The 15594-nt window shown below is 50.4% G+C and carries 21 protein-coding genes and 1 rRNA gene; 6 read left to right on the top strand and 16 right to left on the bottom strand.

Annotation, left to right across the window (positions count from 1 at the left end; genetic code table 11):
• Positions 1-33 precede the first annotated feature (33 nt).
• Positions 34-1575 (bottom strand): 16S ribosomal RNA (locus tag JQN59_RS02055).
• Between the two features lie 474 nt (positions 1576-2049).
• Here JQN59_RS02055 and JQN59_RS02050 point away from each other — a divergent pair.
• Complete coding sequence (locus JQN59_RS02050) at positions 2050-2604, top strand: gamma carbonic anhydrase family protein (RefSeq protein ID WP_048215431.1); 555 nt, start codon at positions 2050-2052, stop codon at positions 2602-2604.
• On the opposite strand, the gene JQN59_RS02045 is transcribed toward JQN59_RS02050, so the two are convergent.
• Genes JQN59_RS02045 through dprA form a run of 6 tightly spaced genes read right to left on the bottom strand, consistent with a single transcriptional unit; the run spans position 2580 to position 6372 of the window.
• Positions 2580-2837, bottom strand: a complete 258-nt coding sequence (locus tag JQN59_RS02045; RefSeq protein WP_008786281.1) for a DUF1488 domain-containing protein — start codon at positions 2835-2837, stop codon at positions 2580-2582. The genes JQN59_RS02050 and JQN59_RS02045 overlap by 25 nt on opposite strands.
• On the bottom strand, positions 2834-3655 hold the full coding sequence (aroE, locus tag JQN59_RS02040) for a shikimate dehydrogenase (RefSeq protein WP_048215430.1): 822 nt from the start codon (positions 3653-3655) through the stop codon (positions 2834-2836). Before aroE ends, JQN59_RS02045 begins: the two co-directional genes overlap by 4 nt.
• Before the next feature lies 1 nt (position 3656).
• Complete coding sequence (gene tsaC / locus JQN59_RS02035) at positions 3657-4229, bottom strand: L-threonylcarbamoyladenylate synthase type 1 TsaC (RefSeq protein WP_008786283.1); 573 nt, start codon at positions 4227-4229, stop codon at positions 3657-3659.
• A gap of 4 nt (positions 4230-4233) precedes the next feature.
• Positions 4234-4776, bottom strand: coding sequence for a DNA topoisomerase family protein (locus JQN59_RS02030; RefSeq protein ID WP_008786284.1), 543 nt, complete (start codon positions 4774-4776; stop codon positions 4234-4236).
• Positions 4777-4802: 26 nt separating this feature from the next.
• The gene (smg, locus tag JQN59_RS02025) at positions 4803-5276 is read right to left on the bottom strand and encodes a DUF494 family protein Smg (protein WP_003031162.1); all 474 of its coding nucleotides are present in this window, start codon (positions 5274-5276) and stop codon (positions 4803-4805) included.
• Entirely contained in the window at positions 5248-6372 is a 1125-nt protein-coding gene (dprA, locus tag JQN59_RS02020; protein WP_149607928.1) for a DNA-protecting protein DprA, read from the bottom strand. Before dprA ends, smg begins: the two co-directional genes overlap by 29 nt.
• Positions 6373-6501: 129 nt before the next feature.
• Here dprA and def point away from each other — a divergent pair, with 129 nt between their 5' ends.
• The 5 genes from def to mscL all read left to right on the top strand — a co-directional run bounded on the left by def (position 6502) and on the right by mscL (position 11267).
• On the top strand, positions 6502-7011 hold the full coding sequence (gene def / locus JQN59_RS02015) for a peptide deformylase (RefSeq protein WP_003828283.1): 510 nt from the start codon (positions 6502-6504) through the stop codon (positions 7009-7011).
• A 14-nt stretch (positions 7012-7025) separates the two neighbouring features.
• Positions 7026-7973 carry a methionyl-tRNA formyltransferase gene (gene fmt / locus JQN59_RS02010; RefSeq protein ID WP_048215427.1) on the top strand — a complete coding sequence of 316 codons (948 nt, stop codon included), beginning with the start codon at positions 7026-7028 and terminating at the stop codon, positions 7971-7973.
• 51 nt (positions 7974-8024) lie between these two features.
• The gene (rsmB, locus tag JQN59_RS02005; protein ID WP_032945172.1) at positions 8025-9314 is read left to right on the top strand and encodes a 16S rRNA (cytosine(967)-C(5))-methyltransferase RsmB; all 1290 of its coding nucleotides are present in this window, start codon (positions 8025-8027) and stop codon (positions 9312-9314) included.
• A 21-nt stretch (positions 9315-9335) separates the two neighbouring features.
• Positions 9336-10712 (top strand): Trk system potassium transporter TrkA, encoded by a 1377-nt coding sequence (trkA, locus tag JQN59_RS02000; protein ID WP_003031153.1) that lies wholly within the window; start codon positions 9336-9338, stop codon positions 10710-10712.
• A gap of 141 nt (positions 10713-10853) precedes the next feature.
• Entirely contained in the window at positions 10854-11267 is a 414-nt protein-coding gene (gene mscL, locus JQN59_RS01995; protein WP_003031152.1) for a large-conductance mechanosensitive channel protein MscL, read from the top strand.
• Here mscL and arfA read toward each other — a convergent pair.
• The 9 genes from arfA to rpmJ all read right to left on the bottom strand — a co-directional run bounded on the left by arfA (position 11264) and on the right by rpmJ (position 15570).
• Positions 11264-11482 (bottom strand): alternative ribosome-rescue factor ArfA, encoded by a 219-nt coding sequence (gene arfA, locus JQN59_RS01990; protein WP_003828276.1) that lies wholly within the window; start codon positions 11480-11482, stop codon positions 11264-11266. The two genes, mscL and arfA, sit on opposite strands and share 4 nt — an antisense overlap.
• A gap of 57 nt (positions 11483-11539) precedes the next feature.
• Positions 11540-11965, bottom strand: coding sequence for a Zn(2+)-responsive transcriptional regulator (gene zntR, locus JQN59_RS01985; RefSeq protein ID WP_003031145.1), 426 nt, complete (start codon positions 11963-11965; stop codon positions 11540-11542).
• A 10-nt stretch (positions 11966-11975) separates the two neighbouring features.
• Positions 11976-12344, bottom strand: a complete 369-nt coding sequence (locus JQN59_RS01980; protein ID WP_003845236.1) for a DUF1992 domain-containing protein — start codon at positions 12342-12344, stop codon at positions 11976-11978.
• Positions 12345-12451: 107 nt separating this feature from the next.
• Positions 12452-12835, bottom strand: a complete 384-nt coding sequence (gene rplQ / locus JQN59_RS01975; protein WP_001216370.1) for a 50S ribosomal protein L17 — start codon at positions 12833-12835, stop codon at positions 12452-12454.
• A gap of 40 nt (positions 12836-12875) precedes the next feature.
• Positions 12876-13865 (bottom strand): DNA-directed RNA polymerase subunit alpha, encoded by a 990-nt coding sequence (locus tag JQN59_RS01970; RefSeq protein WP_003031139.1) that lies wholly within the window; start codon positions 13863-13865, stop codon positions 12876-12878.
• 25 nt (positions 13866-13890) lie between these two features.
• Positions 13891-14511 carry a 30S ribosomal protein S4 gene (rpsD, locus tag JQN59_RS01965; RefSeq protein WP_003031138.1) on the bottom strand — a complete coding sequence of 207 codons (621 nt, stop codon included), beginning with the start codon at positions 14509-14511 and terminating at the stop codon, positions 13891-13893.
• A 33-nt stretch (positions 14512-14544) separates the two neighbouring features.
• Positions 14545-14934, bottom strand: coding sequence for a 30S ribosomal protein S11 (gene rpsK, locus JQN59_RS01960; protein WP_003031137.1), 390 nt, complete (start codon positions 14932-14934; stop codon positions 14545-14547).
• Between the two features lie 16 nt (positions 14935-14950).
• On the bottom strand, positions 14951-15307 hold the full coding sequence (gene rpsM, locus JQN59_RS01955; RefSeq protein WP_003031135.1) for a 30S ribosomal protein S13: 357 nt from the start codon (positions 15305-15307) through the stop codon (positions 14951-14953).
• Positions 15308-15453: 146 nt separating this feature from the next.
• Positions 15454-15570, bottom strand: a complete 117-nt coding sequence (gene rpmJ / locus JQN59_RS01950; protein ID WP_000868187.1) for a 50S ribosomal protein L36 — start codon at positions 15568-15570, stop codon at positions 15454-15456.
• Positions 15571-15594 lie beyond the last annotated feature (24 nt).

Raw genomic sequence — 15594 nt, 5'->3', positions numbered from 1 at the left:
TGTGTGAGCACTGCAAAGGTCGGTTCTTTAAGGTAAGGAGGTGATCCAACCGCAGGTTCCCCTACGGTTACCTTGTTACGACTTCACCCCAGTCATGAATCACAAAGTGGTAAGCGCCCTCCCGAAGGTTAAGCTACCTACTTCTTTTGCAACCCACTCCCATGGTGTGACGGGCGGTGTGTACAAGGCCCGGGAACGTATTCACCGTGGCATTCTGATCCACGATTACTAGCGATTCCGACTTCATGGAGTCGAGTTGCAGACTCCAATCCGGACTACGACATACTTTATGAGGTCCGCTTGCTCTCGCGAGGTCGCTTCTCTTTGTATATGCCATTGTAGCACGTGTGTAGCCCTACTCGTAAGGGCCATGATGACTTGACGTCATCCCCACCTTCCTCCAGTTTATCACTGGCAGTCTCCTTTGAGTTCCCGGCCTAACCGCTGGCAACAAAGGATAAGGGTTGCGCTCGTTGCGGGACTTAACCCAACATTTCACAACACGAGCTGACGACAGCCATGCAGCACCTGTCTCAGAGTTCCCGAAGGCACCAAAGCATCTCTGCTAAGTTCTCTGGATGTCAAGAGTAGGTAAGGTTCTTCGCGTTGCATCGAATTAAACCACATGCTCCACCGCTTGTGCGGGCCCCCGTCAATTCATTTGAGTTTTAACCTTGCGGCCGTACTCCCCAGGCGGTCGACTTAACGCGTTAGCTCCGGAAGCCACGCCTCAAGGGCACAACCTCCAAGTCGACATCGTTTACGGCGTGGACTACCAGGGTATCTAATCCTGTTTGCTCCCCACGCTTTCGCACCTGAGCGTCAGTCTTTGTCCAGGGGGCCGCCTTCGCCACCGGTATTCCTCCAGATCTCTACGCATTTCACCGCTACACCTGGAATTCTACCCCCCTCTACAAGACTCTAGCCTGCCAGTTTCGGATGCAGTTCCCAGGTTGAGCCCGGGGATTTCACATCCGACTTGACAGACCGCCTGCGTGCGCTTTACGCCCAGTAATTCCGATTAACGCTTGCACCCTCCGTATTACCGCGGCTGCTGGCACGGAGTTAGCCGGTGCTTCTTCTGCGAGTAACGTCAATCGCTGCGGTTATTAACCACAACGCCTTCCTCCTCGCTGAAAGTACTTTACAACCCGAAGGCCTTCTTCATACACGCGGCATGGCTGCATCAGGCTTGCGCCCATTGTGCAATATTCCCCACTGCTGCCTCCCGTAGGAGTCTGGACCGTGTCTCAGTTCCAGTGTGGCTGGTCATCCTCTCAGACCAGCTAGGGATCGTCGCCTAGGTGAGCCGTTACCCCACCTACTAGCTAATCCCATCTGGGCACATCCGATGGCAAGAGGCCCGAAGGTCCCCCTCTTTGGTCTTGCGACGTTATGCGGTATTAGCTACCGTTTCCAGTAGTTATCCCCCTCCATCGGGCAGTTTCCCAGACATTACTCACCCGTCCGCCACTCGTCACCCAAGGAGCAAGCTCCTCTGTGCTACCGTTCGACTTGCATGTGTTAGGCCTGCCGCCAGCGTTCAATCTGAGCCATGATCAAACTCTTCAATTTAAAAGTTTGATGCTCAATGAATTAAACTTCGTAATGAATTACGTGTTCACTCGTTGAGACTTGGTATTCATTTTTCGTCTTGCGACGTTAAGAATCCGTATCTTCGAGTGCCCACACAGATTGTCTGATAAATTGTTAAAGAGCAGTTGCGACGCGCTTTAGCGCTCTGTCGCGAGGTGGCGTATATTACGCTTTCCTCTTTCAGAGTCAACCCTCATTTTCAGGTTTTTCTCTTCAACCGAACCGGCTGTTTGCGTGAAGTGATTCACATCCGCCGTGTCGATGGAGGCGCATTATAGGGATCCCATTTTTTAGCACAAGTATTTTTTGGATCTTTTTTTCCGAATGCTTGTTTTTCACTCCTTTCGCTACATTCCTGCGCAATTTGGCTGATTTTTGATAGCTAAACCACTTGCACAGTCTCAATAATCCAACCAAAGTCTTCATTACTGCTCTATTTTCGTTGAGGTAAACATGTCTGATGTACTGCGTCCTTATAAGGATCTTTTCCCACAGATCGGAAATCGCGTAATGATCGACACCAGCAGTGTCGTCATTGGTGATGCCCGTTTGGCTGATGATGTCGGAATTTGGCCACTGGTTGCCATTCGTGGCGACGTTAACTATGTACAAATTGGTGCCCGTACAAACATTCAGGACGGCAGCGTTCTCCATGTCACACATAAGTCCACTTCTAATCCGCAGGGTAATCCATTGATCGTGGGTGAGGATGTGACGGTCGGTCACAAGGTCATGCTACACGGCTGCATCATTGGCAACCGAGTATTAGTCGGCATGGGTTCGATTCTGCTGGATGGCGTAGTCGTAGAAGACGACGTTATGATTGGGGCTGGGAGCCTGGTTCCCCAAAACAAACGCCTGGAAAGCGGGTATCTGTACCTGGGAAGCCCGGTTAAACAAATCCGTCCATTAAGCGATGAAGAGAAAGCAGGCTTACAATATTCAGCTAACAACTATGTTAAGTGGAAAGATGAATATTTAAGTCAGAGTAACCAAACCCAACCTTGAGCATCTTCCTGCTGGGCCTGGATCAATCCTTCAGCTTCTTCTTCCAGATCCCAGCGATGCTGTTGAAAGATTTCCAACCACTGTTCAGGCGTGTCGCCGCCAAAGCGGGACGCCAGCATCTCTCCAGAGATGGCACATGTTAACTGCATACCATGAACCATCGCCGGAAACACAACGGCGTTAACATCCGTGCGCCATTCTTCTCGATCGGGAAACTGGATCGCCTGATTCATGCCGACAATTCCTGCTGCATGCTTTTAATGACGGGTTCAATCTGCGGCAAAACCCCATGCCAGAGTAAAACGGCGTGCGCTGCTTGCCCCACCAGCATACCCAGGCCATCAGCATATTGTTTCGCCCCATGTTCGGCACACCAGGAGAGGAACGGTGTATCTCCTTTCTGATAAAACATGTCATAACAATAGACAGATGGGTGAATAAGAGATGTCGGAATAGCCGGTATCTCACCGCTAATTCCGCTGGATGTCGCGTTAATAATTAGATCAAAACTGTAATTATCAAGCTCGTCCATTCCTACCGCCTGTACGCTGCCGGTATGGGAGAAGATTTGTGCCAGTTCTTCAGCGCGCGAAGCGGTACGGTTAACAATAGTCACCGCACAATCCATAGAAAGAAGAGGTAATAAAACTCCACGGGATGCACCACCCGCACCAATCAACAGAACTCGCGATCCGGGACGAATAAAAGATAAACGCTCAAGATCGCTCAACAAGCCGATACCATCCGTGTTGTCTCCCAGTAAACGTCCATCCTCCAGCCGTTTAAGGGTATTGACGGCTCCAGCAAGCGATGCCCGCTCCGTTAGTTCATCGGCACGTGCAAATGCCTCTTCTTTAAAAGGCACGGTGACATTTGCCCCCTTCCCGCCCTCAGCAAAAAAAGCGTTCAGCGTATTCACAAAATCATTGATAGGCGCCAGTACACGCCCATAGGAGTGATCAATCTTCAGCTGCTCTGCAAATTGCTGATGAATAAAGGGCGATTTACTGTGCGCTATCGGATTACCAAAAACAGCATAGGCTTCTTTCATATTACCCCTGTCGAAACTGTTCACCTGTCAGAGCATCACGGATCTCCGAAGGATTCAAACGCCCCCCGGTCTCCCCTTCAACCACGGGAAAGTCTGTACCGAACTGTGCGCGAACTTCCTCTACCGTTCTGCAAGGCGGTAAGCCACTCAAATTAGCACTGGTAGAAACTAACGGTTTGCCATAAGCCTGGCACAACGCAACCACCAGCGGGTGATCGGTGACGCGAACAGCCAGAGAATCAAAGCGCCCGGTCAACCAGCGTGGCGTTGTCGCAAGCGCTGGGAAAACGAAGGTAACAGGACCAGGCCAACGGGCGAAAACAGCGTCACGTTGAGCATCGGTGAGCATGCTATCGTCGATATATGGTTTAAGTTGTTCAAAGTTTGACGCGATTAAAATTAACCCTTTATCGACCGGACGTTGTTTTAGCGCCAACAAACGGGTTACAGCCGTTTCGCTATCGGGGTCGCAGCCGACACCAAATACAGCTTCAGTTGGATAGGCGATGACTTTTTCTTGTTTCAGAACCGCTATCGCCGCAGCGATAGCGTCTGTGGGCAGGCTATTATTCACTTTTTTATTCCGCCGAAATCGGCTTTCCACATTGTTTACTGGCACAGAAATGCTTCACACCCTGCGCGGTTTTCTTTTCGATGAGAAGCGGATAATGACACTCAGGACATTCTCCGGCTAACGGTTTGAAGTTAATGACAAACTGGCACTCCGGATAGCGATCGCAGGAGTAAAAGGTTTTGCCATAACGGGAACGCCGCTGGACAAGATGACCAGTCTGGCATTGAGGACAGACTATTGCTGTTTCATCAGGCTTGTCGATGAGCTCGGTGTGATCGCACGCAGGATAGTCACTGCATCCAATAAACATACCGAATCGTCCCTGTCTCAGCACCAGCTCAGCGCCACATGCAGGACAAAGCTTACCCTCCAGAACTTTGACTACATGTCCGTCCGCGGAAGATTTCAGCGGACGGATGTAATCGCATTCTGGATAGTGTGAACAACCGAGAAACGGACCGTGTTTCCCGGAACGAATAACCAGTTCAGCCCCGCATTGTGGGCAGGGCTCGTTTTTACGCACCGTGAACAGTGCTGATTTAGCCATAACAACTCATACTGAATGAAGATTGATTAATGCAGCATACCTTCATTCACTTCAAAGAGTAATTCTTCCATTTGCTGATAGGCATTTTCACAACCTGGAATGTTGAATAGCACCATCAGAATCACCCACTTCAGGTCTTCCAGATCGAACTCTGCCGTATCTAGCGCGAGTACGCGCTCAATAACCATTTCTCGCGTTTCGAGGTTTAGCACCTGAATCTGCTCCAGGAATAGCAGGAATCCTCTACAGCTTGCATCCAGTCGATCGCACTCTTCCGCAGTATAAATACGTATAGAAAGAGGGTCCGATGCCAGCTGCATAGGTTCAGCAAGACCATCCTGATAGTCAGCAAGCTTCTCCAGCCAAAGTAACGCGTTGTAAATGTCTTCACGATCAAAACCAGCGTCGGTAAGATCCCGTTCCAGTTTGTCCTGATCCACACGCAGCTCAGCTTCGTTATGGATATATGTCTCAAACAAATACATTAGTACGTCGAACATGGCATGCCCTCCTCAATCGGACATAGCCGCCGGGTACAGCTGCGATCCACCCTGCTAACTCCAGTTCGAGCAGTTGAGCCACTACCTCTGGCACAGGTTGGCCGGCACGTTCAGCGACGACGTCAACAGGTGTTACCTCATCTCCTACGTTAGCCAGGAGCTCCGGAAATGGCAATGCCACCTCTTCGTGATCTGGCGAATAAATTGATTTTTCAGGTTCATCTGGCAACCATTGCAGCCCATATTGCAAATTTTCAAGAATTTCCTCTGGTGTCGTCACAAGCATGGCTCCCTGCTGAATAAGCCAATGCGGGCCTTCACTTCCCGGGCTCCCAATCGGCCCAGGTAAAGCAAACACCTCCCGCCCTTGTTCAATTGCACAGCGAGCAGTAACCAGCGACCCGCTACGCTGTGCAGCTTCGACAACCAGTACACCTTTACTTAGACCACTGATAATACGATTTCGTCGGGGAAAATTGCGCGGCAAAGGGAGCATATCTAATGGGAACTCAGACACCAGTGCGCCCCCAGCCTCAATAAGTCGCTCCGCAAGACGGATATGCTGTCGTGGATGAATGGTCTCAAGTCCATTTCCCAGCACCGCAATACTTGAGCCTTGTCGGTTTATCGCAGCATTGTGCGCCACGCCATCAATCCCCCGGGCCAGACCGCTGGTGATCGTCACCCCACATGCAGCAAGCTTTTCACAAAACAACCGTCCCCAGCGTTCGCCATACCATGAATGTTGTCGACTACCGACAACGGCAACTTGAAATGAGTGGAGGCATGCGGGAGCTCCTGCAACAAAAAGCACCCCAGGATAATCCTCAATCGCACGGAGCTGTGGCGGATAATGCTCGCTGTCGGCAACCACAAAATGGTGGTTAGGCTGTTCAAGCCAGCGCAGCGTTTTTTCCAGCGTCAGATCTGAAAAGGTTAAAAAGCGTCTTGCCTGGCGTGGAGAGAATCCTGCCTGCAAGAGTACCGCGTTGTTAATGCACGGTTGAGTATTGAGCCAGTGAGCAACGCGCACTATCTCATCACCATACAGTTCATTCACTTGCGCTAAACGTAGCCAAATTTCGATTTGGGTCATCCCTGTTCCCCTGCCACAAGCAGTCCTGGCAATCTTTGCGATTGGTCACTGATGCTGTCAATCAGAGGGGGTTTTGTCTAGAATAGAGGTAATAATCTTTTCAACTCCTGAACTCAACTCTGGATAACTATGTCAGTTTTGCAAGTGTTACATATTCCGGACGAGCGCCTTCGCAAAGTCGCAAAACCGGTTGAAGAAGTGAATGCAGAAATTCAGCGTATCGTTGATGATATGTTCGAAACGATGTACGCCGAAGAAGGTATCGGTCTGGCAGCAACACAGGTCGATATTCATCAGCGCATCATTGTTATTGATGTCTCTGAAAATCGCGATGAGCAGTTGGTACTCATTAACCCAGAACTGCTGGAAAAAGACGGCGAAACCGGCATTGAAGAAGGCTGTCTGTCTATTCCTGAACAGCGTGCGTTAGTACCGCGTGCAGAGAAAGTAAAAATTCGTGCGCTCGATCGCGACGGCAAATCTTTTGAACTGGAAGCCGATGGCCTGCTCGCTATCTGCATTCAACATGAAATGGATCACCTGGTCGGTAAACTATTTATCGATTATCTGTCTCCGTTGAAGCAACAACGCATTCGTCAGAAAGTTGAAAAACTCGACCGCCTGAACGCCCGAGCTTAAGGACAAGGATCAACGTGTCAGACTCACTACGTATTATTTTTGCGGGTACACCTGACTTTGCAGCGCGTCATCTCGACGCGCTGCTGTCTTCTGGACATAACGTCGTTGGCGTGTTTACCCAACCGGACCGCCCGGCGGGACGCGGTAAAAAGCTGATGCCCAGCCCGGTAAAAGTGCTGGCAGAAGAAAAAGGGATACCGGTCTTTCAACCCGTCTCTCTTCGCCCTCAGGAAAACCAGCAACTGGTTGCTGATTTACACGCAGACGTGATGGTGGTGGTGGCATATGGCCTGATCCTGCCAAAAGCCGTACTGGAAATGCCGCGCCTGGGTTGTATCAACGTTCACGGTTCCCTGCTTCCGCGCTGGCGGGGTGCAGCACCGATCCAGCGCTCACTGTGGGCAGGCGACGCCGAAACCGGTGTTACCATCATGCAGATGGATGTTGGCCTCGACACCGGTGATATGCTGCTGAAGCTGTCCTGCCCAATTACGGCAGAAGATACCAGCGGTTCGTTATATGACAAGCTGGCAGAACTGGGGCCTCAGGGGCTGATTGAAACGCTAAAACAGCTGGCTGCCGGCACAATAAAACCGGTGGTACAAGACGAATCACTGGTTACGCATGCAGAAAAACTCAGCAAAGAAGAGGCCCGTATCGACTGGTCGCTTTCGGCTGTTCAATTGGAACGCTGCATCCGCGCCTTTAACCCATGGCCAATGAGCTGGCTTGAAATCGATGGTCAGCCAGTGAAAGTCTGGCAAGCTTCGGTTATTGCTGTAAACACCCAGGCCGAGCCAGGCACCATTTTAGAGGCGACAAAGCAGGGTATCCAGGTCGCAACAGGCGACGGCATTCTGAATCTTATCTCTTTGCAGCCTGCCGGTAAAAAAGCCATGAGCGCGCAGGATCTGCTTAATTCGCGCCGGGAGTGGTTCGTGCCCGGAAACCGTCTGGCCTGACGGTTCATCTCTTTAAGCCCGGTGTCTCCGGGCATTTTTATTTTTGCGCTTATGAAAAAACATCTTAATTTACGCAGTATGGCGGCCCAGGCCGTCGAACAGGTTGTCGAGAAAGGACAATCACTAAGTAACGTGCTGCCCGCCATGCAGCAAAAAGTTGCCGATAAAGACAAAGCGCTGTTACAAGAACTTTGCTTCGGCGTATTGCGTACACTCTCTCAACTGGAGTGGATGATCCAGCAACTGATGGAACGTCCAATGACGGGCAAACAGCGCACCGTTCACTACCTGATCATGGTGGGCTTCTATCAACTGTTGCATACTCGTATTCCAGCGCACGCTGCGTTGGCTGAGACCGTAGAAGGCGCGGTCGTTATTAAGCGTCCACAGCTGAAAGGGCTGATCAACGGCGTACTGCGCCAGTTTCAACGCCGTCAGGATGAACTGCTGGCCGAGTTTGCGCAAAGCGATTTGCGCTTCTTACACCCCTCCTGGCTGGTGAAACGTATTAAGAGTGCGTATCCGCAGCAGTGGGAAGCCATTCTTGAAGCCAATAACCAGCGACCGCCGATGTGGCTACGAGTCAATCGTAATCACCATACTCGCGACGCCTGGCTAGACCTGCTTACCGAAGCGGGTTTGACAGGTTTCCCGCATCCAGACTACCCGGATGCAGTGCGTCTGGAAACACCGGCTCCAGTTCACGCCCTCCCTGGTTTTGACGAAGGTTGGGTCACCGTTCAGGATGCTTCCGCTCAAGGATGCGTAAATTATCTGTTGCCGGAGGACGGTGAGCAGATCCTCGACCTGTGCTGTGCGCCGGGCGGTAAAACCACTCACATTCTGGAAGTTGCTCCGCTAGCTAACGTCATGGCCGTCGATGTGGATGAAAAACGCTTATCGCGCGTTTACGACAATCTGAAACGTCTGGGCATGAAGGCAACCGTAAAACAGGGGGATGGCCGCTATCCACAGCAGTGGTGCGGTGAACAACAGTTTGACCGTATTTTGCTGGACGCTCCATGTTCTGCTACCGGGGTGATCCGTCGCCATCCGGATATCAAATGGCTGCGCCGCGACCGGGATATTGCCGAACTTGCCCAATTACAGGCTGAGATCCTGAATGCGACCTGGTCACATCTTAAATCTGGCGGCACGCTAGTGTATGCAACATGTTCTATCCTGCCAGAAGAGAACCAGCAGCAAATTGCCGCCTTCCTGGCACGCACACCGGATGCGGTATTAAGCGAAACCGGTACGCCGGAAAAACCCGGACGTCAGAATTTACCGGGTGCGGAAGATGGCGATGGCTTCTTTTACGCTAAGCTAATCAAAAAGTGATGAGATAACGGGTCGCGACTGATGAAAATTATCATTCTGGGCGCAGGGCAAGTTGGCGGTACGCTGGCTGAAAACCTGGTCGGAGAGAACAACGATATCACGGTAGTCGATACCAATGGTGAACGCCTGCGCAGCCTGCAGGACAAGTTTGATCTCCGTGTCGTGCAAGGGCATGGTTCGCATCCCCGCGTATTACGTGAAGCCGGTGCCGACGATGCCGATATGCTGGTTGCCGTAACCAGCTCAGATGAAACAAATATGGTTGCCTGCCAGGTAGCTTATTCACTGTTTAATACGCCTAATCGCATCGCCCGTATTCGTTCACCAGATTACGTTCGCGATGCCGACAAGCTGTTCCAATCCGATGCGGTGCCAATCGATCACCTGATTGCGCCTGAGCAACTGGTTATCGATAGCATTTATCGCCTGATTGAATATCCGGGCGCATTGCAGGTGGTGAATTTTGCCGAAGGTAAAGTCAGTCTGGCAGTAGTAAAAGCCTATTACGGCGGGCCGCTTATCGGTAATGCGCTGTCAACAATGCGCGAGCATATGCCGCACATCGATACCCGCGTTGCGGCGATTTTCCGTCATGACCGACCGATCCGTCCGCAAGGTTCTACGATCGTTGAAGCGGGTGATGAAGTCTTCTTTATTGCGGCATCACAGCATATACGCGCCGTAATGAGTGAACTGCAGCGTCTGGAAAAGCCGTACAAACGCATTATGTTAGTGGGTGGTGGTAATATCGGTGCGGGTCTGGCACGTCGTCTGGAAAAAGATTACAGCGTCAAACTGATCGAACGTAATCAACAACGCGCATCCGAACTTGCAGAGAAACTACAAAATACGATCGTCTTTTTTGGTGATGCTTCGGATCAAGAGTTACTGGCCGAAGAACATATCGATCAGGTCGATCTGTTCATCGCAGTGACCAACGATGATGAAGCAAATATCATGTCGGCGATGCTTGCCAAACGGATGGGTGCCAAGAAAGTAATGGTGTTGATCCAGCGCAGAGCATACGTCGATCTGGTGCAAGGCAGCGTGATCGATATTGCGATTTCACCGCAGCAGGCGACCATCTCCGCGCTGCTGAGCCACGTGCGTAAAGCTGATATTGTTGGCGTTTCTTCACTTCGCCGTGGCGTCGCGGAAGCCATTGAAGCCGTCGCACACGGGGATGAAACGACGTCGAGAGTTGTAGGGCGTTCAATTGATGAAATTAAACTTCCGCCCGGAACCATTATTGGCGCCGTTGTACGTGGTAACGATGTCATGATTGCCAACGATAACCTGCGCATTGAGCAGGGCGATCACGTAATTATGTTCCTGACAGATAAAAAGTTTATTACCGACGTCGAGCGACTATTCCAGCCAAGTCCTTTCTTCCTGTAATAATTTGGGCGCTAATACAGCGCCTTTTTTATTTCCCTTTATTTTTCATGGTCTAATAAATTTTCCTTTCGGCAATACATAAATGGAAATTGCCTAAACATTTGTTAAACTTATAAACGTCAGCTGCATAGGGAGAATAAAATGAGCATTATTAAAGAGTTTCGCGAATTCGCGATGCGCGGGAATGTTGTCGATTTGGCAGTGGGTGTCATTATTGGTGCGGCATTCGGTAAGATTGTTTCATCACTGGTTGCCGATATCATTATGCCGCCGCTGGGGCTGTTAATTGGTGGAATTGATTTTAAACAGTTTGCTTTAACGCTACGTGATGCACAGGGAGACATCCCTGCCGTGGTCATGCATTACGGTGTATTTATTCAGAATGTATTCGATTTCATTATTGTTGCGTTTGCTATCTTTATGGCAATCAAACTGATCAACAAACTGAACCGTAAAAAAGCGGAAGAGCCGGCAGCACCGCCAGCTCCATCGAAAGAAGAAGTATTGCTAAGTGAAATTCGTGACCTGCTGAAAGAACAGAATAACCGCTCTTAAGCACTCACTGAAACAAGAAGGCCAGTGGTAAAAAAGTTAATTACTTTCTTGCCACTGGCCTCCCAATTACCCCGATTGCCATGTTTGCCTTTACGCAGATAACTTCCTTTCCCTTTCTTATTTTTCTCAACGCGCTGTCTGAACAGTGGGTCATGCAGAAGCGCCTCAATGGCGTTGTCCTTTATCTGCCCTTTGGTGTGCTGATAACGACTCATAATATCTCCAGTTTGTAGTAATTTACGCCGCGAGTGTAGACCTGGCAGTTCAAGAAATCAACAGCCTGATGTTGTTCCACTGGCGCCTTGCTCAAGAGCTTCAAGAATAGAGCAGTACACGCTGCTGTGTGCCTTGCCGCAGCATGCATCATTCAATCGCTGCAGTGACCGCTGCATCGTCTGAAGTTCAGCAATGCGGGCTTCGACTTCTTGCAGTCTTTCCTGGACGATCCCTTTTGATTCCTGACAGGTATGGTGTTCGGGATCAACCCGGATCGAAAGCAATTCACGGATCGACTCCAGAGTGAAACCAAGCTGCCGGGCATAACGAATAAACTTCAAGCGCTGAAGATCGCTTTCTGTATAGAGGCGAAATCCGCCTTCAGTACGCACTTCATGCTCCATCATCTGCTGCTTTTCATAGTAGCGGATAGTATCTGGCGTAACGTCAGCCAGTTTCGCTATTTCACCAATTCGGTACATGCTCTCTCCGCTATTCGTCGTTGATCTTTTTTAGCAGCTTATCTGCGTAGTCACCGCGTAAAAACTCGGTGCTGAGTCCAGCCTGCCGAAGTTTAAGTTCCAGTAGCGACAGTCTTCGGCTCACCTCCGGATAACTAGGATCATCTTTGCGGATCCCCGCGAGTATTTCAAGCAGCTGTATTGCCTCTCTGCGTTGCTCGAGCTCAGGAGGAAGGCAACCTGCATTTTTTAATAAACGGTATCCGGCTCTGAGTTCAGGCGGGACATGGGAGTCATCGTCAAGAGTCAGCGGTTCGCCTGTTCCCGGTAAATCATCAAACTCGCCTTTAGACTGTGCATCAATAATATGGCGCTCTGCCCACTGGTCAAGTAACCACATACAACACTCCAGGGGATGAACAAAAAGAGTACAGATATTGTAGATAAGTGGGGATATGACGGATATAAAAAAACCCGCCGAGGCGGGTTTTTTTACGTTACTACAGATTACTCTGCAGCAGCTTCTGTTTTCTCTGAACGATCAACCAGCTCGATGTATGCCATCGGCGCGTTGTCGCCTGCACGGAAACCACACTTCAGAATGCGAGTGTAACCACCGGCGCGGCTCGCAAAACGCGGGCCCAGTTCGTTAAACAGTTTTGCCACGATCTCGTTATCACGAGTACGGGCGAATGCCAGACGACGATTAGCTACGCTATCAGTCTTGGCAAGAGTAATCAGCGGCTCAACTACGCGACGCAGCTCTTTCGCTTTCGGCAGAGTCGTCTTGATGATTTCATGACGAACCAGTGAACCTGCCATATTGCGGAACATAGCCTGGCGATGGCTGCTGTTGCGGTTCAGTTGACGACCACTCTTACGATGGCGCATGACCTTATCCTTCTCAGTAAAACCTTAACCTGTGATCCGGTTACTCGTCAGCGATGCTTGCCGGTGGCCAGTTTTCCAGGCGCATGCCCAGAGACAGTCCACGGGAAGCCAGCACGTCTTTAATCTCGGTAAGAGATTTTTTACCAAGGTTAGGCGTCTTAAGAAGCTCAACCTCAGTACGCTGTACCAGATCACCGATATAGTGGATAGCTTCTGCTTTGAGGCAGTTAGCAGAGCGGACAGTCAATTCCAGATCGTCAACAGGGCGCAGCAGGATCGGATCGAATTCTGGTTTCTCTTCTTTAACTTCCGGCTGACGTACATCACGTAAATCAACGAAAGCTTCCAGTTGTTCAGCCAGAATGGTTGCCGCACGACGAATCGCCTCTTCAGGATCGATTGTGCCGTTGGTTTCCATTTCGATGACCAGCTTGTCCAGGTCGGTACGCTGTTCTACACGCGCTGCTTCAACATTGTAGGCAATACGCTCTACAGGGCTGTAGCATGCGTCGACCAGCAGACGGCCGATTGGGCGCTCATCTTCTTCCGAATGAATTCGGGTAGAAGCCGGCACATAACCACGACCGCGCTGAACTTTGATACGCATGCTAATAGATGCATTCTCATCGGTCAGGTGGCAGATCACGTGCTGTGGCTTGACGATTTCGACATCACCATCATGGGTAATGTCGGCTGCAGTCACAGGGCCAATGCCAGATTTATTCAAGGTAAGAATAACGTCATCTTTACCCTGAACTCTCACCGCCAGCCCTTTCAGGTTGAGCAGGATTTCCAGGATATCTTCCTGAACGCCTTCTTTGGTGCTGTACTCATGTAGTACACCATCAATCTCAACCTCGGTCACCGCGCAACCCGGCATCGATGAGAGCAGAATACGGCGCAGTGCGTTACCCAAAGTATGGCCAAAGCCACGCTCTAAAGGCTCAAGGGTCACCTTGGCGTGCGTCGAACTCACTTGCTCGATATCTACCAGGCGCGGTTTTAGAAACTCTGTCACAGAACCCTGCATTGTGTCCTCTCTTTGGTACTAAGCTTTACTTGGAGTAAAGCTCGACGATCAGGTGTTCGTTAATGTCCGCAGACAGATCAGAACGCTCCGGCTTACGCTTGAACGTACCTTCCATCTTGCCAGCATCAACTTCCAGCCAGGTTGGCTTTTCACGCTGCTCAGCCAGCTCCAGAGCGGCTTTCACGCGAGACTGCTTCTTCGCTTTCTCACGAATGCTAACAACGTCATTCGGACTAACCTGATAAGAAGCGATGTTAACAACACGACCGTTTACCATAATTGCTTTATGGCTGACCAGCTGACGTGCTTCTGCACGAGTGGCACCGAAGCCCATACGGTATACAACGTTGTCCAGACGACCTTCCAGCAGACCCAACAGGTTTTCACCGGTGTTGCCTTTCAGACGTGCTGCTTCTTTGTAGTAGTTACGGAACTGACGCTCCAGCACACCGTAGATACGGCGAACTTTTTGCTTTTCACGCAACTGCACACCATAGTCAGACAGACGCGGTTTACGCGCACCGTGCTGGCCAGGAGCTTGTTCAATTTTACACTTGGTATCGATCGCGCGAACGCCAGACTTAAGGAATAAGTCAGTGCCCTCACGACGGCTCAGCTTGAGCTTAGGACCCAAATATCTTGCCATTTTCTTTCTCCAACAATCCTAGAAACGACAGCGTTATACGCGACGTTTTTTCGGCGGACGACAACCGTTATGAGGGATCGGAGTCACATCAGTAATATTAGTGATGCGGAAACCAGCGGCGTTCAGAGCACGAACAGTAGATTCGCGACCTGGACCCGGTCCTTTGACCATAACTTCCAGATTCTTGATACCGTATTCTTTTACGGCTTCAGCGCAACGCTCTGCTGCAACCTGAGCTGCAAACGGAGTGGATTTGCGAGAACCACGGAAACCGGAACCACCGGCTGTTGCCCAACCCAGTGCGTTACCCTGACGATCAGTAATGGTAACGATGGTGTTGTTAAAAGAAGCATGGATATGAGCCACGCCGTCAGAGACTTGTTTTCTTACACGTTTACGTGCACGAATTGGTGCCTTTGCCATTATTCAATCACCCCGATTATTTCTTGATCGGTTTGCGCGGACCCTTACGGGTACGTGCGTTGGTCTTGGTACGCTGACCGCGAACCGGGAGACCACGACGATGACGCAAACCGCGATAGCAACCAAGGTCCATAAGGCGCTTGATGCTCATGCTAACTTCACGGCGCAGATCACCTTCAACGACAAATTTGGCAACTTCGTCACGCAGCGTGTCGATTTGTTCTTCAGACAGCTCACTGATCTTAACATCTTCAGCGATACCCGCGGCAGCCAGAATGGCTTTAGAACGGGTCTTGCCGACGCCGTAGATCGAAGTTAATGCGATCACAGCATGTTTCTGATCAGGAATGTTAATGCCTGCTATACGGGCCACTATGCACTCCTACTATTTAATATGTACGCACCATGCTGAAAAGCCCGTTTTCAGGATACTCAAATGGAAACGCACAGACATACAAAAGATTGGCTGGCTAATCTAGCCAGCTCAACCCAACTTTGCAAGAAAAATATGCGAATAAATCAGCCTTGGCGCTGTTTATGCTTCGGCTCGGCACTGCAAATCACACGGATGACACCATCACGCTTAACGATTTTGCAGTTACGGCATAATTTCTTGACGGAAGCACGAACTTTCATTTTTACTCTCCGTAACTTCTCGGG

Source organism: Citrobacter sp. B72 (genome assembly GCF_016894305.1).
GTDB lineage: Bacteria > Pseudomonadota > Gammaproteobacteria > Enterobacterales > Enterobacteriaceae > Citrobacter > Citrobacter portucalensis.
This window is presented reverse-complemented; position numbering and strand designations above follow the sequence as displayed.